Source organism: Halorubrum sp. SP9 (genome assembly GCF_005435015.1).
GTDB classification, from domain to species: Archaea; Halobacteriota; Halobacteria; order Halobacteriales; family Haloferacaceae; genus Halorubrum; species Halorubrum sodomense.
The window spans coordinates 1-208 of record NZ_SGXU01000837.1 but is presented as its reverse complement, the minus strand read 5'-3'; the positions used below and the strand labels follow the sequence as shown (position 1 = coordinate 208).

Genomic DNA, 208 nt, shown 5'->3' with positions numbered 1-208 from the left:
GGCCGGGTCGCCAGCAGCCGCAGGACCTCGACGCGGTTGGTCGAGCGCGCGAGGAACTCGATCGCTTCGAGCGGCGCCTCCATAACGCGGTACAGTGCCCTCGCGGATAAACCGGCTTCGCTCCCCGCGCGGATTTCACGGGATGAAACGCTGTCGTAGTGGGCGGGCGTTTCGCGCTGCCGAAGGTTTTCTGAATTTCGTTATATGT

Annotated in this window: 1 pseudogene; it reads right to left on the bottom strand. The window is 63.5% G+C overall.

From position 1 onward, the window contains the following. Positions 1-83: pseudogene (locus EXE45_RS22000) on the bottom strand (ArsR family transcriptional regulator); the annotation flags it as partial. Positions 84-208 lie beyond the last annotated feature (125 nt).